This is a genomic window from Pustulibacterium marinum (assembly GCF_900116665.1).
GTDB classification, from domain to species: Bacteria; Bacteroidota; Bacteroidia; order Flavobacteriales; family Flavobacteriaceae; genus Pustulibacterium; species Pustulibacterium marinum.
On the sequence record NZ_FPBK01000018.1, the window covers coordinates 1 to 20,744 of the forward strand.

Here is a 20,744-nt window from a genome sequence, read left to right on the forward strand (position 1 = left end):
ACGCAACAAGCAGCATTTGAGCTAGACAAACTGGTAGGTATTATGAACAAATACCCACAGATGGAAGTAAAAGTAGAAACACATACTGATATTCGCGGAAGTGAAAAATACAACCTAGAATTATCCGACAAACGTGCAAGATCAACCGTACAATACTTGATCTCTAAAGGCATCGCTAAAGAAAGATTAAGTAGCGAAGGATTTGGAGAAAGCAATCCGCTTGTAGACTGTAAAAACAAGTGTAGCAAAGAAGATCACGCTAAAAACAGAAGATCAGATTTTATTATTCTGAAATAGTATTATAGATTAAAACAAGCATAGAGTTTTAGTCAAATAATGTTGGATGGTAATAAGACCGCTTATAAGCGGTCTTATTTTTTTCCGAAGTTCCAGATGTATATTGAATAGTTTTAAAGGAATTCAACAAAAAGAATCCCGTGAAATATTGATTTCACAGGACTCCTTGGGGTGATTAAAAATTGATTTTGGAATATAATTCTACTGCATATAGCATCCGGCTATTTGTGTAGGCTTGTTTTTATGTAATTCCAGTGTTTTAATAGAATTACTCATATAAGACCCAACTCGTTTTGTCTCCACTTTGTTGGTTTTATTTCCTTGATTAGTTACTAATTCTATGAAATCTTTATTTTGTTGAGATTTGGCATAATCTAGCGCTGATTTTCCGTTAGAATCTTTGGTATGAACATTAGCACCATGTGCTAAAAGTAAAGCTGCAATTTTATAATTTTCATACTGAGTAGCTAACGTTAGTGCTGTAGCTTGATCAAAATTCATTACAACAACAGAAGCATCATAAGCTAATAGTTGTTTTGCAATAGTGGTGTGGTTTTTATAAGCAGCACTCATCAATGCAGTATTACCGGAGTGATCTTGAGCATTTACATTAGCTCCGTTTTTTAAAAGGTAGTTTATAGTATTGAGATCCCCATTATTAACGGCTAACATTAAAGGCGTGTATCCTTCATTATTTTGCTTATTAATAGCTAAAGCATCTTTAGTAATTATGGATTTCAGGGCAGCAATATCTCCACTTTGAGCAGCATCAAAAATAGTTTGTTGACCAAAACTACTTAACGTTACTACAAGACCAATAAATAATGATAAAAATGTTTTCATAAGTTTTTCTTTTGATATCTGAATAATTTTCTGATGCAAAGCTCTTCATTATACATTTATTTATCAAATTGATATATTTGTAATGTATATTTAAAAAATAAATATAGGTATGACTTTACAACAATTGCAATATGTAGTAGCCTTGGATACGCATAGACATTTTGTAAAAGCAGCGGAAAGTTGTTTTGTAGCACAACCTACATTAACGCTCCAAGTAAAGAAGTTAGAAGAAGAGGTACATTTAACACTTTTTGACCGGAGTGTAAAACCACTTGAACCAACGCCACAAGGAGCTCGATTTATTGTAAGGGCAAGACAAATACTAAGAGAAGTGGAAGGCCTGAAAGAAATGGTGAATCAAGATAGGCAATCTGTTGAAGGGAATTTTAAAATAGGAATTATACCCACGTTGGCGCCTTATATTTTGCCGTTGTTTTTAAAGGTGTTTCAAGAGAAACTTCCCAAAGTATCTCTTGAAATTTTAGAATTACAAAGCGATGTAATCTTAGAACAGTTACGAGTGGGACAGCTAGATATTGGACTTTTAGTAACGCCTACACACATTCCGCAATTGCGAGAAATAAAATTATTTCAAGAGCCATTTTGGGTTTTTGCAGCCGAAGGTCATAAGTTATTAAAAAAGCAAGCTATAGACGCGGCAGAACTTCCAAAAGAAGATTTATGGCTTTTACAGCAAGGGCATTGTTTTAGAGATCAAATACTAAATGTTTGTCAAACAAATGCCCAAGAGACTACCCAACCTATCCAATTTAAAACAGGATCTATAGAGACGCTTAAACGTATGATTCAAAATCATAAAGGATTTACATTAATTCCTGAATTGGCAATTGATATTCAAGATCAGAAATGGGTTCGTCCCTTTAAGGATCCCCAACCTGCCAGACAAATAGGAATGGTAGTTCATGGGAGTTTCACCAAAGAAGTACTCTTGAAAGAACTGCGCGATAGTATTATTCATTCTGTACCAGATCATTTTACCAAATCTCATGAATACTTCACTGTTCAATGGAGATAATGTTTGAAATTAAATGAATATATAGAGAAACATCAATACTAACTAGATGTTGAATAATGCTAGCCAAACTGATTTTTTTATTGATGATAGTAGTGAGTTGTTATTTATTTTTAAGTATAAAAAACTTGTATTCTAGTTGGCAAACCATTGCTTAAAAATACCAACTCCCCTTAGTCTAGAACTATAACTTTGCAGCAGCGGGAGTAGTTCCGTAGTATTTTTTGAATGTTGAAATAAAATGCGAGGTACTTCTATAGCCTAAGCGAGTACTTACTTCATTCACTGGGTATGTTTTTAATAGTTCCAACGATTTTTCCATTTTTAATTGAATGATGTAAGAACGTACTGTATATCCGTATAGATTTTTAAATTCTGTTTTCAGTTGCATTTCATTCAATAAAATATGCCTGGCAAGAAATTTCAGTGTTGGAGTTTTCATATAATACTTATCTATATACGTTTTTGCCTGTACAAGCTTTTCTTTGATAAGTGGATGAATTTGTGCCTCACGGTCTGTAGTTATGTGAGGATGTTCATGAAGGTACAATAATAATTCTTGAAGTTTTAGTTCCATAAACTGAGCTTTTAAAGCACGTTGTTCATGTAGGTGAATCATTTCTTCAAACAACTTATGCAAAGCTACATCGGCAGCAAATGTTCCAATTTCCGGATCTTCTTTTTGATGATGATAAATGTGATTGTAGATGTCATTTTCAAAGTACCATGAAGCCTTTTTTAGAGTACTATTAAAAAAATCTAATGGTATAAATAGTAAAATAGATTCAGAATATCCTGAAGGAATATGAACTGCATTCTCTACTATATTACCAAAACCAATGTGAACCTTTCCGTGTGAAATGTTGTTTTGATCTTGATTGATTCTGGTAATTTGTATGTTTCCTCTTTTAAGGTATGCTATTTTTATATGTGCTCCTTTTATAGAAACTTGTTCTAAAAGTTGTTGCTTAAAATTTCGTTTGCTGTGAACTATACAAAAATTTTGATGAGCAAATACACGACCTTCTATATGATTCTCTAAGTGTTTAAAACCTACATGAAAGGGTAAGCTGGTATTGCTTTGTAAACCTTCTAGATTTATTTTATAATATACAGTATCTATTTCTGGGTAGTACGATTGTAACAACATATTTCTGATAGTGTTATTTTATTTTCCTTTTCAGCTATGACTAAGAAAATAAGGGTGTTCATCTTTGTACAAAGATAATTTAGAATTAATTTAAATAAAAATAAGTGCGAATTCAACACCTCTATATCATCTGTGTACTACTGTTTACATGCTGTGTACAACAGATTGGAATGGCTCAACAACAGCATCACAAAAAGCAATTGGTTCAAGGAATTGTTTTAGATCATTTAAGAAAACCATTAGAAGGGGCAACTGTTTTTATAGAAAATAGTCCTATTTATGCAGTAACCGATAGTAAAGGTAGCTTTAAGTTATACCTTAAAGAAGGTAAACATTCCCTATCATGTTCTTTTGTAGGGTTTACCAAGCAAGTTATAGAAATTGAGGTATCTGCACAGACACCGAGTATAAGTTTCAATTTGGTATTAGATAAAAGTACTTCTTTAGATGAAGTGGAAGTGTCCGCTAAATCCTTACTTCAAAATGTAAAGGAATCTGCCTATAACGTGGTGGCTATAGATGCACAACAAATGGCCAATACTACTGCAGATTTAGCAGATGTGCTAGAAACCGCTTCCGGGGTTAAAATTAGAAGAACAGGTGGCGTAGGCTCTAACGCTTCTATTTCTTTGAATGGTTTTAGTGGTAGGCATGTGAAAATTTTTATGGATGGTATGCCTATGCAGGGATTTGGTTCGGCTTTTCAAATTAATAACATTCCGGTAAACCTTGCAGAGCGTATCGAAATTTATAAAGGAGTAGTTCCTATTGAATTAGGAGCAGATGCATTGGGTGGAGCTATAAATATTGTAACCAATAACAAACCGCAAACTAACGTAGATGCATCCTATTCTTATGGATCATTCAATACACATAAATCTAATGTGAACGTAAATTATACCGGTAAATCTGGTTTTACATTTCGTTTGAATGCTTTTCAGAATTATTCCGATAATAATTATAAGGTAAAAACATATTTACTCAATTTAGATACCGGAGTTTATAGTGATGAACCACAATGGTTCAAGCGCTTTCATGACCGTTACCATAACGAAACGGTAATAGCGAAAGTTGGGTTTGTAAACAAATCATGGGCAGATTTATTTTTAATTGGTGGAACCTTGGGGAATGAAGATAATCAAGTGCAAAATTCAGCATTGATGAAAATAGCTTTTGGTGGTGTAGAGCGCAATGCCAAAACACGTATGGCTACCATGCAATACCGTAAGAAAAATGTATTCATTAAGCATTTAGATATAACAGCTAATGCAAATTATAGTAGCGTAAAGAACAATAGTTTAGACACGCTGGCAAGACAGTACAATTGGGCAGGAGATTATAAAACTAAATCATCATCAGGAGAAGCCGCTTATACCTTGTCAGAGTTTAATAATACGAGTAGTACAGCACGTTTCAATGCAGTGTATAATCCTTCAAAGAAGCATCATTTTTCACTTAATAACACCTGGAGCAAGTTTGTTAGAAATAGTGATAATGCTACCGAAGTTTTAGATAATACGTCATCATCTGCTTCTTTAGATAAAATAAGTATAAAGAATGTTTTAGGAGCGGCTTACAACTATAGACCTAACGATATTTGGAATGTTTCTGCTTTTGGAAAATATTACTATGTAGATGTTACAGGCCCTGTAAACGTAAATGGAAATGATGATCCTAACCATGCATCTTACGAGCTGTATAGTACCAATTACAATGTAGAAGGTTATGGAGCTACAGCGAGTTATTTACTAGCAAAAGATTTACAGTTAAAAGGATCTTATGAGAAAACATATAGATTGCCTTCTCAAAACGAATTATTTGGTGATGAATTGATAGAAGCTGGTGACGCATCTTTAAAGGCAGAACACAGCAATAACATCAATGCCAACATAACATATCAGCGCACTTTTGCTAAAAAGCACGACTTTTTTATTACCACTGGTTTTATCTATAGAAACACACAAGATTATATAAGGAGAGTTATAGAAGAACGTTATGGAGGAGCTTACTATACCAACCATGGAAAAGTAAAAACCATAGGGTTTGATGCCGAGTTACAGTACGTATTTAATAAACGTTTGGTAATAGGAGGAAATGCAACCTACCAAAGTGTTACCAATCGAGAAAAATATACCACCAATAATACCATTGCCTTAAATTATGAAGACAGAATGCCCAACGTTCCGTATTTGTTCGGAAATGGACAAGTGTCGTATCAATTACTCAATGTTTTTCATAATAAGAAGAATAGACTTCAATTTCAATATAACTTAAATTACACTCATGAATTCTTCAGGTATTGGGAAAGTTACGGGTCGTCTAACTCAAAGATTACCATTCCTACCCAACTTTCACATGATTTTAGTGCAACCCTTTCTTTAAAAAATGGGATGTACAACATAAGTCTTGAAACTCAAAATTTTACCAACGAACTCTTGTATGATAATTATAGTTTACAGAAACCGGGAAGAAGTTTTGCTATAAAACTCAGATACTATTTTATAAAAACGAATTAACACATTACTAACTCAAAAATTTTAGAAGAGATGAAAAAAAAGAATGTATTTCAACTAATAAGACTACAAAGTATTGTTACACCTTTAGTGTGTATAGCATTACTAGCATCTTGTAGTGATGATGATACCGACACAGGCGGTGAGAGCGGTGGAGGAACTACTGCAGCAACAGATAGATTTTTTATTTCTGCAGCGGCGGGTGAAAGTCAGTATGCGCTATTAACTGATGGAGTTTCCGAAGGTTCAACGTCTGTAGTAGGAAACGGTACAGAGATGGAAAGCAGCATTCAAACATGGTTGTTTAACGATGATCCTTCAGTGGCTTTAGGATTGATTTACAATCAAGGAGATCCAGGAACTGGTGTTGCCTATGATTTGGATGAAACGGGTGAATTAAATGTTTTTGGAAGCTCGCAAGGGTTTCAATTAACTACTCGTTTTTCAAATTATGGCTTCTTTGGTGATTATGCGTTAACCAGTGCCAGCGGACAAACACCTGTAGACGAAAGTGGAAATCCGTTACTAGATGATGAAGGTCATGAACGTTCAGATGCTACTGTATTTAATTTTATTCACTTCAATGAAGATAATTCATTAACCGTAAGTGAAAAATCTATCAATACGTTGGATATGGCAGGTAATGGTCAACAAGCTAACTTTTCTGGAATTGTAGATTTAGGAAACGGAGAGTTCTTATCGGGCTTGGTCATGAGTGAAGTGCAATATGATGAAGCTGGTGATGCTTCTACTGTGGTGAGTTCTCCAGACAGTGTTTGGGTAGGAGCGTTTAATGAAAACTTAGAATTACAACGTATATACAAAGATGATAGAATTAGTTATGCTTCAGGTAGATACCGATCTCGCTACTATTCTATGATTTCTAAAGACGATGATAATAATGTATATGTATTTTCGGGATCTTATGATTCTAATACCACCAAAAATGCAGGAGCCTTACGTATAAATGACGGAGCTACAGACTTTGATGATGATTACTATTTTGATATTCAATCTTTAAGTGATGGGTACAAATTCCGTCAGGTATGGCATATAACAGATGATTATTTCTTGTTAGAATTTTACAATGATTTAGAACCTTCTGGTAGTTCCGCAGCAGCAACTCAGTATGGTATTGTTAAAATGGAAGAAAAAACATTTACTTGGGTAAATGGTGCTATGCCAGCTAAAGATGCTATTGTTTCTGTAGGAGATCCTTACGGGTATGATGGTATGATGTATATACCTGTGACAATTTCTGGAGCTTATCCGCATATTTATGAGATAGATCCCGCTACAGGAATTGCAACACAAGGTATCGAAGTTCAAGCAGATGATGTAACAGCTATTGGAGTACTAAGCTATACGCCGGCAGAGTAATTAAGTAAATCAAAATGAAAAAATTAATAAATCTTGGAGTAGGAGTGCTGTTTTTGGCACTCTCTACTTTACACGCACAAAGTAAATTAATAGAGCAAGATTTTTGGAAAAGTCAACCTTCTTTAGCGAGCGTAAAAGCCGAAGTAAACAAGGGATTTGATTTTTCTAAAACGGTAAGTATGCAAGATCCTATTGTCTATGCAATCCGAAACGAAGCAGCACCAGAGGTTTTAACCTATTTATTATCGCAGCCCGGCGTAGATGTTAAAAAACTGATTGTGGAGGGTAGAATTTATTTGCACTTAGCGGCCAATGCAGGTCAAGTAGCAGCCGTAGATGCCTTATTAAACAAAGGTTCTGATATGTATTTCTTAGATGGTAACGGACACACTGCGTTTACTTTTGCTGGATTTCAAGGGCATTTAACGCCGGAAATGATTGATGTATTTATCAAACATGGTATCGATTTAAAGCGCAAATACCCCGCTAAAGATGATGCCAATATCCTATTGATTGCAATACCTTATGATAAAGATTTAACAATAACTTCGTATTTGGTAGCTAAAGGTTTGTCTTGGAATAGTGTAGATAAATATGGACATACAGCTTTTGACCATGCTGCTAAAGTGGGAGACATCAAACAGTTTGAAAAATTAATACAATTGGGCGTAAAACCTTCGGATGATGCATTACTCATTGCAGCCCAAGGTACATACCGTAGTGCAAATACCTTAGAAATCTTTCAGTACTTGGTTGAAAATTTAAAGTTGAATGCAAAAGCTACTGATAAAGAAGGGAAAAATGCGTTGCACTACATTGCTAAAAAAAGAGATCAACAAGAGGTTGTCAATTATTTCATAGGAAAAGGAGTAGATGTAAATAAGCAAGACCTTTCAGGAACTTCACCATTTTTCATAGCAGCCGGAGGTAAAAACTTTGATGTAGTGCAAGCCATGTGGTCGAGCTTTCAGAAGAAAAACATCAATATTTCAAATGCTAAAGGTGAAACTATTCTTATGAACGCTGTAGCAAGCGGAACGGCAGAAACTGTTGCATTGCTCTTAGAAAACGGAGCCAAGGCAAAGGTAACAGATGCAAGAGGGAATACTTTAGTGTATACGTTATTAGCATCTTTTCCTGTGGAGAGAAAAGGAGGTAGAGGTTTTAGAGGAACAATTATTGAAAAAGAGCGTGCAAATTTCTATGCTAAAATGGATTTATTACAAAAGGCTGGTGTAGATTTTACAAAAGTTCAAGGCAATGGAGAAACTGCTTATCACTTGGCTGCTACTAAAAATAACTTGGAACTTTTAAAGCATCTAGCAGCCTATAAAATTCCAATAAATCAAAAAGATAACGAAGGAGCTACAGCACTACACATTGCGGCATTGAACACAGATGATGTTGCAGTACTACACTATTTTGTTGATAAAGGAGCAGATGTTACGCAACAAACGGATTTTGGAGAAACAGCTTACGATTTGGCAAAAGAAAATGAAACCTTGAAAAAGAAGCATGTGAATCTAGATTTCTTAAAACCATAAAACAACCAGGGTATGAAATTGAATATAGCAATAAGTATTTTCGTTAGTTTGGTTTGTTTAAGTTTTACAAGCGAGCCATTTCAAGAAAAGGAATTAACCGTAAAATGTTTGGTTCAAACCAAAAAATATGCTGGCGAGGGCGCTTATATAGCCATTTCATTGGTAGATGAAGCAGGAAATTATCAAAAAACCTTGTATGTTATTGGAGATGAAGAACGCTGGTATGATAGTTTAGTAAATTGGTATACCAGTATTGGCAAAGACAGCGATGTAGATGCCATCAGTGGTGCTACCATTACACCGGGAGATCGAAGTGTTATAGCCTTTAAAATAGCGCAAACCTATGTAGATAAAGGTTATAGTATTCAAGTAGAAAGCGCTGTAGAGCACAATAAATATTATGAAAACGAACTTCGTATTCCGTTAACCACCGAGAATCTCAATGGCTCTCATGAAGGAACAGGATATCTGCGTTATGTACGTTTTATAATGCATTAAGGAGTACGTATTAAGTTGTTCAAAGAAAAAGAATTTTCCATGCTGAATTTCAACTTAACATCGTAATAAAAAGAAAATTATGGTTAGATCTAAAATGATTTTGATGCTTTTAATCAGCATTTTGGTATCATGTACTACTGATAAAAAACAAGAGATTGAAGCGGTAGAAAAAGCAAACACAGAGGAAACTACCAACACTTGGGATTCTTCGTATGGAGGCGTAGATAAATCGTATGACACTAATTTGCTAGCGATGCGAAAAAAAGTAGCTCCAACGTTCAAAACCTTTAGTTTTGAAGATAAGGAAACCGGCGTTACTATGGAATATAATCTTTATATCCCGAAAGATTATGACGATACCAAAGTATATCCACTAGTACTTTTTATGGCAGATGCCAGTACGGTAGGTAAAGGTGTTAAAGCGCCTTTGATGCAAGGATATGGAGGTATAATTTGGGCAACAGCGGAAGAACAGGCTAAACACCCAAGTTTTGTTTTAGTACCAAGTTTCAAAGGACCCGAAGCCGCAGTAAATGATGATTTTGAAACAAGTAACGAAGTAGCTACTGTTTTGCATCTACTAGAAGATGTAATCTATTTTTATAATGTAGATACCACCAGAATATATACTACAGGACAATCTATGGGAGGTATGATTTCATTTTATCTTACATCCAAATATCCAGATTTGTTTGCTGCAGAGTTATTTGTGGGGAGTCAATGGGATATTAATGTACTGCAACCTTTGGCAAAAGAAAATTTTTTCTATATCACTTCCGAAGGAGATGAAAAAGCTTCAGGTGGTATGCAGGAAGTAAAAGAAATGCTTACAGCGGTAAAAGTACCTTATACTACGTCTAAGTTTTCGGCAAAAGCTTCAGAACAAGATAAAAATACTGCCATTACCGAAGCACTACAAAGTGATGCAAACATACATATGGTTCAGTTTACAAAAGGAACGGTTCCTCCAAGCAGCGAAAGCCGTGGTGGAGCAGAGCATATGTATTCTTTTGATTATGCTTATATGCTTACCCCTGCGAGAGATTGGCTGTTTCAACAGCATCAATAACAATTATTTATGAGCATATTTTGATAAGACAGCAACCTGCAACGTGTAGGTTGCTGTTGTTGTTTACAAGAAGCGTTCGGTTGTTCAAAGAATTTAGCAACCAATCTGTAAAATTAATAAGCAACTTGGGGTATTAAAATATAGAATCAACATGAAAAATAGGGTAATTACTTCCATCGCTGTCGCAGTTATGAGTGTAACTGCATTGCAAGCACAACAACTAGAAATTCCAAAACCATCACCAACCCAGCACCTCACTCAAGAATTTGCCATTGGTAGTATAGAAGTTGCTTACAGTAGACCGGGATTAAAAGGAAGAACCATAGGAACAGATTTTGTTCCTTACGGAAAATTGTGGAGAACAGGAGCCAATGGAGCGACCACCATTACGTTTACAGATGCAGTAACGTTTGGAACAACCAAAGTAACCAAAGGAACGTACGGATTATTAAGTATCCCAAATGAGAACGAATGGACTGTAATTTTAACATCGGATCTTAATGTAAACTTACCTAGCAAGTATCAAAAAGAACACGATATAGCTAGTGTTACTATTCCGGTTACCAAACTACAGGTGCAAGAGGAAACCTTTAGTATTGATTTTGCTAAGTTTACTTTAAACAGTTGTGAGCTACAATTACGTTGGGATCATAGTTTGGTGAGTGTTCCTATCTCAACAGATATCGATTCAAAAATTACAAAACAAATAGATGCGATTTTCCAGCAAGATAGCAAGCCATATTATGCAGCTGCTCAATATTATTTTGATACCGATAGAGATTTAAACCAAGCAAAGACTTGGATAGAAAAAGCAACTGCAGATGAAAAACATGCCAATATGTTACACATGTTTTGGTTACAAGCACAGATCTACGAAAAACTAGGGGAGACTAAAAAAGCCAAAGCTACAGCCAAATTGTTGATTGAAAAAGCAACGAAACTTGGTAATCAAGATTATGTAACTATAGGTGAAAATTTCATAGAAAATTTATAAATACATCCATTTTTAAAAATGAAAGAGACCTGGAATAGAAGAAACTTTATGACCTCTCTAGGATTAGGAACCATTGGAGCTGCTATGCTACCAACCATTGGGTGGAGTATGGAGGAAGCATGGCAAGATGCAGTGGTAAAAATCCTAGCAGAGGCTATAAGTATAGATATGCACAATCATGTAGATGTGCCCTTTGATACCGCAAATTTTTCCAATGAAAAGAATGCATTACCTATGCAAATGAAAACTGCTGGTTTATCTGCTATCGGAATGACGTTTTGCGTAGACCGACCAAAATTAGCGTATAAAGGAGAAGCTTTTGAACGTTTTACTACAGCTATGAACGAAATGGATGCGTTGTTGGAAGCCAATGCTATGAAACGAGCCTTAACGTTTAAAGATTGGAAGAAAGCTAAAAAACAGCAACAACCTATCGTAATTCAAGCCGTGGAAGGCGGACTTTTTATAGAAGATGATGTAGACCGTTTGGAGGTTGCCTACGAGCGAGGTTTACGTCATTTTGGATTATTGCACGATGCACAATCGGCTTTTCCATTGGGAGATATTTACACCAACGAACCTCAATTTGGGGGGCTCACCGATTTAGGTAAACAAGTGATTAAAAAAGCAAGTGCTTTAGGCATGGTGGTAGATTTAGCGCATTGTAGCGATGCTGCTGTTAACCAAGCAATTGAACTTTTAGATACGCCGGTACTCATTTCTCATACGGGATTGAATACACAATTAGGAACCGATGAGCGTATGGCCAACATGATGATGCCACGTTTGATAAGTAAAGAACAAGCCAAACGAGTAGCAGAAGCAGATGGGGTAGTTGGCGTTTGGACTCACTTAGCCAACAATACAGACGATATGGCTGTAAACATCGCAGCTTTGGTTGATGTTATGGGAGTAGATCATGTAGCTATTGGAACAGATACAAAAATGATAAACCCAACAAAAGGAGAGCACCGTTTTGGAAATGCAACCAATAGTTGCTTTAAAGGCATGGAAAATGGTTTACTAGAAAGTTTGGTAACATCCATGTTGGCGAAAGGTTTTCATCATGATGAAATTCTTAAAATAATAGGAGGCAATTATGCTCGAATTTTTGAATTAGCAACTACCTAAACAAAAAAAGTACAGCCATCTTTTAAATGGCTGTACTTGAAAAATGAAGGGGAAATGCAACACCAATTAGTGTTGTGTTGTTTGTAATGCTTTTTTCGGATTTAAATTAATGTCTTTTTCCACTGCTAAATTCCATAGCTTCTCCTTTTCCAAAACCAAAACTGATTCCGAAAGTTACAAATCGACCTCTTTTGCTCCAGTTTCTTTGGTAAAAATCGGTTTGGTAGGTGTAGGTTTCTTGAATTCTACTGGCAAATACATCGCGCACACTTAAGTTTGCAATAGCTTTTCCTTTGAATATTTTTTTACGTAGACCGGCATCCATAAACCAAGTGCCTGATTGTTCTCCTTGAATGGTTTCGTAAGATGAATTGTAATTTCCAGAAAATTCTAAATCAACATCTGCAGGAAGTTTAAGCTTGGTTTGCAATTTGGTGGTATATTGATCTGCATCAAAATCAAAAACTTGAGTGTTATAAGTTCCTTTTCTACTGTAAGAATTGTAATTTCCGTCTAATGATAAGGTCAACCACTTGGTAGGTACATATTTGGCGTTCAATTCAGCTCCAAAAGCATCATTGGTCCCTATGTTTGCAGGCATAGATGTACTCACGTTTCCTTCGTAGGTTACAATGCGTTCAATGACATCATCGGTATGTCTAAAATAAGCACCAATGTTTAGTGATAATTTACCAATTTTGTAAATATTGGTAATTTCGTAAGAGTCGGTGTATTCTGGATTTAAATTTGGGTTACCGCTACGTAAACTATATTGATTTTGAATGTTTAAAAACGGATTTAAATCCCACAAACGTGGTCTGTAAATACGTTTAGAATATCCGGCTTGTAAAGAGACATTATCTGAAAATTTATACGATGTATGTGCACTTGGGAATAGGTTGGTATAGTCTTTTGTATTTTCTTCGTTGGTGTTTTCTAATAACGTATTAACGTGGGTATTTTCAATACGTGCTCCAAGTTTTACACCCCATTTTTCTTTCTCGTATGCATAGGTTCCGTAAAAAGCTAGAACGTTTTGGGTAAAGTTGAAAACATTGGATAAATCTTCATCAATAACAAATTCACCATTTTCTAAATTACTAATGGCATAATCGTTGGATACATCATCCAAAATGTATTGCGCTCCGGTTTCTATGGAGTGAATGTCATTGATAGGGTGTGTATAGTCAAGTTTGAAGGTATATTCAGATTCTTTAAAATCGGTAGTTGTTTGTTGCTGGGTATCTTCAATAGTTCCAAAAGAGTACAAATTATCAAATTGCGAAGATTGATCTTTTCCGAAGAAATTACCCAACGCACTAAAAATTAGTTTTTGGTCTTCGTCACGGTCAAAATCTTTGTTGTAATTAAATTCAAACTGATATTTAGGATTATCGGCAGTTACATTTTCTCTACGGTCGTACGTGCTGGTGAGTTCGTCATTTTCGTACGTATTAAATAGGGTGCTATAGTTTTCATCCTCTTTTTCAAAGGCATAATTACCAGAAAGTGTGATCATGTTGTTATCGTTGATGATATAATCTGTTCCTAAGGTAAAATTGACAAACGTTTCATTTTTATCGCCATCTCCTTTGCTGGTTACTACCGAATTTGAACTGGTATCTACACTTTCCATTTCGGTTTCTCTTGGGCGTGTTCTTCGGCCAACGCCTAATTGACTAAACAAATTAAACTTTTCACTACGGCGATTAATGCTTAATCCTAAACTATGATTGTTTGGGATACCTGTATTTAGAGTAACTGAACCATTGGTGCCTTGTCGATCATCTTTTTTCAGAATGATATTGATAATTCCCGACGTACCTTCTGCATTGTATTTGGCAGACGGATTGGTAATCACTTCAATGCTTTCAATCATATCCGAAGTAATAGTTCCCAACGCATTTCCTTCTTCACTTGCTAAAACCGATGGTTTTCCGTTGATTAAAATCTCTACGCCACTGCTTCCTCTTAAACTAATGGTTCCTTCAATACTTACGTTTACAGAAGGTACATTACTCAATACATCTAAAGCACCAACCCCGGTATTGCTTAAATCTTTACCAATATTAAATACGCGTTTGTCTAGTTTAAAAACCGTCTGAGAAACTTCGCCTTCTACAACTACTTCGTCTAGTTGTTGCGCATCTTCTTCTAAAAGAATTATTCCCAGATCAATGTTGTTGTTTTTAACAGAAATATTTTTGATGGTTTTGGTTTTGAAACCCATAAACGTAATTTCAACAAGAATTTCAGAAGACGGACTCATCAGTTCAAAATGGCCGTTATCATCTGTGGTAGCACCGGTAAGTACCGTTTGGTCGCTGCTACTTTTTAGAGCCACAGCAGCATAAGGTACAGGTTGTTGACTACCAGCTTCTTTTACAGTTCCAACCACTTTAATTTGTTGAGCCTGTAATCCTAAAGTCAGGAATAAGCATATAAGAATACTATTCAGTTTCATTCTTCAATTGGGTGTTTTAATTTTTCAATACAAATATGAAGTAACCATAGTATAGTAGGTAACTTTTTCTTTGAACGGCACAATGAGCACCGGAAACGTAACACAGGCTACAAATGGTTGTTTAATGGTATAATTTGGTTGTTGAAATAGTTGATTGATTTTTTCTTACGATATATCTTATTTTTGGAGTATGAATATGCAGAGCGAACAAAATTTGAGTCATAAAAAGGAAATTATTTTTCAGGTAATCTTAAACCTGATTTTATTTCTTTCGTATGCTATAGAGGTGCCAAAGTGTACTATAGCACTATGGACTCCCTTTTATTACCTTAATTACGCAAGTGCAGCAATGTTTATTAGTTATGTTTTGTTACCTAAATTTTTCTATCATGAAAAGTATAAGCTATTTGCTTTAAGTGTTTTAGGGGTGGTTTTTTGGTTGATGTTGATGGAAGAAGGCGTTTTAGAACCTATTTTTTTTCCTGATACCCGTGGTAGAATAATTGGAAATGTGGTGTACACTTTTATAGATGTATTACCGGTAATGATGCTGTTGGTAGGGTTTAAATTCGCCTGGGATTCTGTGAAAAAACAGCAAGAATTAAATAAACTTAGAACCTTGGTAAAAGAGAGCGAGTTGCAGTTTTTAAAAACACAGATCAATCCGCATTTTTTATTTAATAATTTGAATAATCTCTACTCGTACGCTATAGAAAATTCAAAGAAAACGCCATCTATTATTTTAGAACTAGCTTCGGTTTTGCGCTATATGTTGTACGATTGTAAAGAAGATTTTGTTCCGTTAGAAAAGGAAATTGAACACGTTCAAAATTTCACAAAACTGAACGAACTTCAGATTGAAAATAGAGGAGAAGTGATACTCGATGTTCCGGAAGTAGTGAGTACATACAAAATAGCTCCATTGATTCTCAATGTATTTATAGAAAATGCTTTTAAACATAGTACAGCAAGCCAGTCTAGCAACATTTTTGTTCATATCTCCTTACATGTAAAGAAAGATGAATTGTTCTTTCAGTGTAAAAATAGCTTTGGTTTACAGAGTAATAATGATAATTTAAGCAAAGGAATTGGGTTGCAAAACGTGCGCAAACGTTTGGATTTTTTATATGAAGATGACTATCAATTAGTGATAGAACCTCAAGAAGAAGTGTATACCGTAACCTTAAAAATGCGTTTAAAATCTTAAGTAGATGAAGTGTATTATTATTGAAGATCAACCGCCAGCACAACGATTGCTGCAAAAATACATTACTGATTTTGGTGCGCTTACCTTGTTAGGTACTTTTTCAGATGCCTTAACGGCCATGCACTTTTTAGAATCAAATTCAGTGGATTTAATTTTTTTAGATATTCACTTGCCAAAACTATCCGGACTCAATTTTCTAAAAACGTTACAACGCCAACCCAACGTAATTTTAACTACAGCTTTTCCCGAGTATGCTTTGGAAAGTTACGAATACAGCGTGATAGATTATTTATTAAAACCTTTTTCGTTTGAACGCTTTGTAAAAGCCGTTAAAAAAGTACCTACTAAACAAACCGAAAAGCCTACAGAAATACTGACTGCTCCTGAAGCAGTAAAAGAAGAAATTTACATTAAAACAGGCTATGAACACATTCGAGTGCCATTGAATGAAATCATCTATATCAAATCAGATGCAGATTTTACAGAGGTGTACGTGAGTAAGCAAAAGAAACATTTAACCTATGATTCGTTGCGGTATTGGGCAGATACGTTAACGCCAAATGGTTTTTACAGAATGCACAAATCGTATATCATCAATTTGGCAAAGGTGCAAAAAATAGCCACCAATGTAGTGGTGTTACAGGATGATATTAAAATTCCGATTGGAAGATCGTACAAAGATGATTTTTTAAAGGAAGTGCTTGGAAAATAAAGCTGGATACATCCTTAATTTTATAAACTAAATTAACCATGGATACTTTACATTCGGCTAAAGTCAGCCACTTATTGCAGGACTTACATAGAAAATCTATTGAAGATTTTCAGAATAGAAAATTATTGGAAAAGCAGACAGGAATGGAGCAATCTAAGAAAACCGCGTATATGTCTGTCACCAAGGAAGAGGGAGCATATTTAAATGCGGTGGCTAAAGAAATAAATGCAAAGCATATTGTAGAATTTGGCTGTTCATTTGGTATTTCTACAATCTATCTAGCTGCAGCCGCAAAAGATAATGGAGGTGCTGTGATTAGTTCAGAATTTGAGCCTCATAAAGTAATTCAGGCGAAAGCCAATCTATATAGCGCAGGATTGGATGCATATACCACAATTTTAGAAGGAAATGCTTTAGGAACGTTACTGAGTGTAACAGCAGGTATTGATTTATTGTTTTTAGATGGGGCTAAAGATTTGTACTTACCCATTTTCAAAAGATTGTCGCCAAAATTAAGTGAAAAGGCCGTAGTGATTGCAGATAATGCAGATAAAGCAGCTTGTCAAGATTACGTAAAGTATATGTTATCGCAATCAAGTTTTACTTCCAATTTTCTGTTTGAAGGGCGTATGTTAATTTCAATATTAAATTAGAGTTAGTATGAAAAATATAAGGAATATGGTGCTGATATTGTGTATATTTTGTACTAGTTGTGTTGTTGTAGCTCAAGAATCTAATCGGTATTTGGTAGCAGTTTCTAAAGCAGAGCATACTTTATCAATTGTTAATGCCACAACTTTTGAAACCTTGGTTAGCATACCTGCAGGACCTAATACGCATGAAGTGGTGGTGACTGATGATGGCAAGACTGCGTACATTTCCAATCCAGGAAACAGTGATTTACATGAAATAAATGTTATAGATTTAGAACAGCATCAAGCATTAGAAAATATTGATACATCACCATTTTTAGGCCCACACGGATTACAATTAATAGGCGATAATTTATGGTTTACAGCACAAGGTTCTAAAACTGTAGTTTGCTACAATATAAAATCTAAAACATTCGACTGGACAATGGGTACTGGGCAAGATGTAACACACATGATTCATGTATCGCCAGATCAACAATCTTTTTATACAACTAATGTTCAATCTGGAACCATAAGTATATTTAAACATACTTTATTGGAACCTACTGTACCGCCCACTGGTAAATTACCTCCAAATGCAAAATCTCATTGGGATTGGGAACAGAAGCTTATAGATGCTGGAATAGGCGTAGAAGGATTTGATGTTACAAATAATGAAGAAGAATTGTGGGCTGTGACGCCTACAGGTTTGTTAACCATAATTAATCTAAAGAATCCTGAGGAAAAAATTCAATTAGAAACTGGAATCAAAGGAGCGCATAGGTTGCAATTTACACCAGATAATACATTTGCTGTAATAGTTAGTGTAGCTACCGGTGAAGTAGTAAAGTATGAAGTTGCCACCCGTAAAAAAGTAGCAACATTTAAAATGGCTCAAGGAGGAGAAATGCTTATGGATACGATTTTGAATCGTGTTTTTATCTCATGTCCTATAGATGGTTATATTGCGGTAGTAGATTTAGATGAGATGAAAGAGGTAGGAAGATTTTCTGTAGGAGCCAGACCTGATGGTATGGCATGGATTAATTAAAGGATTCAGAAAATATAGGTATTGAATAATTATTTTGACACGGCATATTTGTTCTTCTCTCGTAAACTATTTCATAGATAACTGAACAATGAAAGTTTTTTAAGAATCAAATCTATTTAGGTGAGGGAGATATTCTTGCCAAATAGTTACCCCAATCCGTCAAATTATTTAAAACAGGGATAACTGTTTTTCCTAATGCAGTTAATGAATAGGTTACTTTTAAAGGTGGTTTAGATCCATTCACTTTTCTTTTTATCAAACCATCTTCTGCAAGCTGTTTTAATTGTATGCTAAGTGTCATTTCTGTAACGGTAGGCATTTCAGTACGTAATTCGTGATATCTTTTAGACCCATTCATAAGATGATATAAAATAACCGCTTTCCATTTACCTCCTATTAAACTCATAGCAAGGCTAACGGTACATGGAAATGAAATCCCCTTAAACATAACAGTTTCTTCTTTACATTCTTCTGGTTTCATAGTACTATCGTTTTGTATAGTTATTGCAAATAAAAAGAACTCAAATTAATTTTGCAACTATAATAATTATAGTATAAAATATAACATATGCAAGCAGCAATAGAATGGCCAAATGGGTACTTACCAGGAACAACAGATAACTTTTGTTCTAATGAAGTAATAGTAGCAAATATATCTTTAGCTAAAACCTGGGAATACCTTACAGATACCAGAAAATGGCCAACGTACTACAGTAATGCAAAGAATATAGAATTTTATGATGAAAGTGGTCCTTTGCTTAATTTAGGGTCACGGTTTAAATTTACAACCTTTGGTTTTGTAGTTGAGAGTAGAGTAGTAGAGTTCAAGCCTTTTAAAAAAGGTAAAGCAGCTAGATTAGCTTGGCATGGATGGGTAGAAGGAGATGAGCAGGAACGTTTAGATGTGCATCATGCCTGGATATTGGAAGAGCTTTCAGAAAATCGCCTACGTATTTTAACCCAAGAAACTCAATGTGGAATTCCGGCACAAGAGTTGGCTATAGCTATCCCAAATCCAATGATAAATGCGCATCAAGAATGGTTGAATGGTTTGGTGAAGGCTGTGCAAAAAGTCTCTTAAGAATTCGAGATGTAGAAACAAAAAATACCTTTATAATTTTACAAAGGTATTTTTTGTTTTATGATTCACATATTTACGGTAAAGGAATCTTGTAAATACTGAACTCCATATTGTTAATAGCTCCTTGAACTTCGTTTATTCTTGAATTGGTATAATATAAATCATCATTGTAAATACTAAATGTGTCTGCCCAGCGTACTTCGTTCCCTGTATAAAACGTAGCAATAGCATCATTTGGTTTCAAAATATCAATACTCCCTTTTTCTAAATTGGCTAAGTATAAATTTTGATGCGCGTCAAAAATCATTCCGTCCGGAGCACCGGTAACAGCTTCTTTTCTTACATCGTTTGCAATGGCTTCTTCCGTTCCGGATTGTAAAAGGGATGTACTTACCGAATATAAATCGTATCCGGTAAGGCTATGGTAATACAATCTGTTGTTTTTGGTGTTTAGGGCAATACCATCAGAATGAACCGGATTTCCCCATTTGGTGCCATTAAAATCTAATTCTTTTAACGTAGCTTGTGTAGAGAAATGGTTATCTAGTACACGTTTTGAAGAGCGTTCTTTAATGTTATAAACTACCAAAGCACTTTCATTAGAGTCGGTCATGTAAATATATTGATCGGAAGGATCAATTCTTAAATCATTGATATAGGAATTTTGCTTATAACTATCTGCTGACAATGTATACATATCTTCAAGTGTATTGGAAGTAAGATTGAAGACAAAAATTCTAGGCGCATCCATGACTCCTTTCCACAACGCATTTCTGGTATCTAAAACATACAGTTTATTATGGTGAGCCACTACAGATTGAATTCCCACAAAAACACTATCGGTAATAGGTTGACCAACTTCCCAAGTATTCCATTGTTTGCTAGGGTAAGGAGTAGGATTTCCCAGCGAATCTAACACAACAACAGCATTTGCAACACCTGTTCGCCATCTAGGAAAATTAGCAAAAACTTTTCCTTCAGAACTTACCGAAACTCCGGTTACTTGCTGGCCTTTGAATGTAGCCACTTTAACAGGTTTTTTTTGATCGGTTTTACTTTGTTTTGTGCTGTTTCCTTTTGTGTTTTCATGGCAACTATTAAATAATAGCACCAAACCTAAGAGACTTGCATACACTATTCTCATA

Annotated in this window: 19 protein-coding genes; 14 read left to right on the forward strand and 5 right to left on the reverse strand. The window is 35.1% G+C overall.

Going from position 1 to position 20,744, the window contains the following annotated elements:
• The coding region (locus tag BM383_RS16845; protein WP_143106455.1) for an OmpA family protein at nucleotides 1–297 on the forward strand (297 nt) is incomplete at its 5' end.
• A gap of 201 nt (nucleotides 298–498) precedes the next feature.
• Here BM383_RS16845 and BM383_RS16850 read toward each other — a convergent pair.
• Entirely contained in the window at nucleotides 499–1,140 is a 642-nt protein-coding gene (locus tag BM383_RS16850) for an ankyrin repeat domain-containing protein (protein ID WP_143106456.1), read from the reverse strand.
• A 109-nt stretch (nucleotides 1,141–1,249) separates the two neighbouring features.
• Here BM383_RS16850 and BM383_RS16855 point away from each other — a divergent pair, with 109 nt between their 5' ends.
• Nucleotides 1,250–2,176: a hydrogen peroxide-inducible genes activator gene (locus BM383_RS16855; protein ID WP_093026326.1), complete on the forward strand. Its 927-nt coding sequence runs from the start codon at nucleotides 1,250–1,252 to the stop codon at nucleotides 2,174–2,176.
• Between the two features lie 181 nt (nucleotides 2,177–2,357).
• On the opposite strand, the gene BM383_RS16860 is transcribed toward BM383_RS16855, so the two are convergent.
• Nucleotides 2,358–3,323: a helix-turn-helix transcriptional regulator gene (locus BM383_RS16860; RefSeq protein ID WP_093026327.1), complete on the reverse strand. Its 966-nt coding sequence runs from the start codon at nucleotides 3,321–3,323 to the stop codon at nucleotides 2,358–2,360.
• A gap of 170 nt (nucleotides 3,324–3,493) precedes the next feature.
• On the opposite strand from BM383_RS16860, the gene BM383_RS16865 reads away from it, so the two are divergent.
• The 7 genes from BM383_RS16865 (at nucleotide 3,494) to BM383_RS16895 (ending at nucleotide 12,452) form a co-directional block, all read left to right on the forward strand.
• Nucleotides 3,494–5,839, forward strand: a complete 2,346-nt coding sequence (locus BM383_RS16865) for a TonB-dependent receptor (RefSeq protein WP_093026328.1) — start codon at nucleotides 3,494–3,496, stop codon at nucleotides 5,837–5,839.
• Between the two features lie 30 nt (nucleotides 5,840–5,869).
• Entirely contained in the window at nucleotides 5,870–7,216 is a 1,347-nt protein-coding gene (locus tag BM383_RS16870; protein ID WP_093026329.1) for a DUF4374 domain-containing protein, read from the forward strand.
• Nucleotides 7,217–7,230: 14 nt separating this feature from the next.
• A complete protein-coding gene (locus BM383_RS16875; RefSeq protein WP_093026330.1) occupies nucleotides 7,231–8,760 on the forward strand; it encodes an ankyrin repeat domain-containing protein in 1,530 nt (509 codons plus the stop codon).
• 12 nt (nucleotides 8,761–8,772) lie between these two features.
• Complete coding sequence (locus BM383_RS16880; protein ID WP_218157962.1) at nucleotides 8,773–9,258, forward strand: DUF2271 domain-containing protein; 486 nt, start codon at nucleotides 8,773–8,775, stop codon at nucleotides 9,256–9,258.
• Nucleotides 9,259–9,337: 79 nt separating this feature from the next.
• Nucleotides 9,338–10,327 carry a carboxylesterase family protein gene (locus tag BM383_RS16885; protein ID WP_093026331.1) on the forward strand — a complete coding sequence of 330 codons (990 nt, stop codon included), beginning with the start codon at nucleotides 9,338–9,340 and terminating at the stop codon, nucleotides 10,325–10,327.
• A gap of 151 nt (nucleotides 10,328–10,478) precedes the next feature.
• The gene (locus tag BM383_RS16890) at nucleotides 10,479–11,321 is read left to right on the forward strand and encodes a DUF2911 domain-containing protein (protein WP_093026332.1); all 843 of its coding nucleotides are present in this window, start codon (nucleotides 10,479–10,481) and stop codon (nucleotides 11,319–11,321) included.
• 18 nt (nucleotides 11,322–11,339) lie between these two features.
• A complete protein-coding gene (locus BM383_RS16895; protein ID WP_093026333.1) occupies nucleotides 11,340–12,452 on the forward strand; it encodes a dipeptidase in 1,113 nt (370 codons plus the stop codon).
• A gap of 106 nt (nucleotides 12,453–12,558) precedes the next feature.
• Here the strand turns inward: BM383_RS16895 and BM383_RS16900 are convergent, their stop codons facing one another.
• Nucleotides 12,559–14,916, reverse strand: coding sequence for a TonB-dependent receptor (locus tag BM383_RS16900; protein ID WP_093026334.1), 2,358 nt, complete (start codon nucleotides 14,914–14,916; stop codon nucleotides 12,559–12,561).
• Nucleotides 14,917–15,112: 196 nt separating this feature from the next.
• Here BM383_RS16900 and BM383_RS16905 point away from each other — a divergent pair, with 196 nt between their 5' ends.
• The 4 genes from BM383_RS16905 to BM383_RS16920 are packed head-to-tail and all read left to right on the forward strand — an operon-like array spanning nucleotide 15,113 to nucleotide 18,518.
• Nucleotides 15,113–16,123: a sensor histidine kinase gene (locus BM383_RS16905; protein WP_093026379.1), complete on the forward strand. Its 1,011-nt coding sequence runs from the start codon at nucleotides 15,113–15,115 to the stop codon at nucleotides 16,121–16,123.
• A gap of 4 nt (nucleotides 16,124–16,127) precedes the next feature.
• Nucleotides 16,128–16,835 carry a LytR/AlgR family response regulator transcription factor gene (locus BM383_RS16910; RefSeq protein WP_093026335.1) on the forward strand — a complete coding sequence of 236 codons (708 nt, stop codon included), beginning with the start codon at nucleotides 16,128–16,130 and terminating at the stop codon, nucleotides 16,833–16,835.
• Nucleotides 16,836–16,873: 38 nt separating this feature from the next.
• Nucleotides 16,874–17,488 carry an O-methyltransferase gene (locus BM383_RS16915; RefSeq protein WP_093026336.1) on the forward strand — a complete coding sequence of 205 codons (615 nt, stop codon included), beginning with the start codon at nucleotides 16,874–16,876 and terminating at the stop codon, nucleotides 17,486–17,488.
• Between the two features lie 7 nt (nucleotides 17,489–17,495).
• Nucleotides 17,496–18,518: a YncE family protein gene (locus BM383_RS16920; RefSeq protein ID WP_143106457.1), complete on the forward strand. Its 1,023-nt coding sequence runs from the start codon at nucleotides 17,496–17,498 to the stop codon at nucleotides 18,516–18,518.
• A gap of 112 nt (nucleotides 18,519–18,630) precedes the next feature.
• On the opposite strand, the gene BM383_RS16925 is transcribed toward BM383_RS16920, so the two are convergent.
• Nucleotides 18,631–18,999: a winged helix-turn-helix transcriptional regulator gene (locus BM383_RS16925; RefSeq protein ID WP_093026338.1), complete on the reverse strand. Its 369-nt coding sequence runs from the start codon at nucleotides 18,997–18,999 to the stop codon at nucleotides 18,631–18,633.
• Between the two features lie 87 nt (nucleotides 19,000–19,086).
• Here BM383_RS16925 and BM383_RS16930 point away from each other — a divergent pair, with 87 nt between their 5' ends.
• A complete protein-coding gene (locus BM383_RS16930) occupies nucleotides 19,087–19,599 on the forward strand; it encodes an SRPBCC family protein (RefSeq protein WP_093026339.1) in 513 nt (170 codons plus the stop codon).
• A gap of 73 nt (nucleotides 19,600–19,672) precedes the next feature.
• Here BM383_RS16930 and BM383_RS16935 read toward each other — a convergent pair whose 3' ends face one another.
• Nucleotides 19,673–20,743 carry an L-dopachrome tautomerase-related protein gene (locus tag BM383_RS16935; protein WP_093026380.1) on the reverse strand — a complete coding sequence of 357 codons (1,071 nt, stop codon included), beginning with the start codon at nucleotides 20,741–20,743 and terminating at the stop codon, nucleotides 19,673–19,675.
• Nucleotide 20,744: the final 1 nt, after the last annotated feature.